The following is a 456-nucleotide window of genomic DNA, read 5'->3' as shown; positions in this document are numbered from 1 at the left end:
AGATGCTGGCCTCGGCGGAGATCTGCCGCCTGCTGGAGTTGCCGGCGCTGTCCAGCGTCTATCAGATCCGCCGGGTCCGCCGCGTGGATGGCCGACTGGTGCTCTATGTCGAGCACTACCTCAATGCCGCCTATTTCCCGGGCCTGCTGGAGCACGACCTGCAGCGCTCTCTCACCGAGCTGTATCGCGACCGCTACGATATCCGCTACGGCGAGGTGCGCTTCGAGATCCTGCCGACGGCGCTGCTACCGGAAGCGGCCCAGGCGCTGCGGGTGGCCCAGGGCAGTCCGGCGCTGCACATCACCCGCATCAACCACGACCAGCAGGGGCGACTGATCGACTGCGACCTGGAATTCTGGCGGCATGACGCCATCCAGGTCAGGGTCGAGGTACCGGACTAGTCCGGCATCAGAGCGGCAGTTCGCTGCTCGAATAGAAGGCCGTCAGCACCTTGAT

1 protein-coding gene is annotated in these 456 nt (G+C 65.4%); it reads left to right on the top strand.

What is annotated here, in order from left to right; all coding sequences use genetic code 11:
- A partial coding sequence (locus tag KYG_RS18720; protein ID WP_008906499.1) for a UTRA domain-containing protein occupies window positions 1-401 on the top strand: 401 nt, incomplete at its 5' end.
- Between the last annotated feature and the right edge of the window lie 55 nt (window positions 402-456).

This window comes from Acidovorax sp. NO-1, from assembly GCF_000238595.1.
Taxonomy (GTDB): domain Bacteria; phylum Pseudomonadota; class Gammaproteobacteria; order Burkholderiales; family Burkholderiaceae_C; genus Acidovorax.
This window is presented reverse-complemented; position numbering and strand designations above follow the sequence as displayed.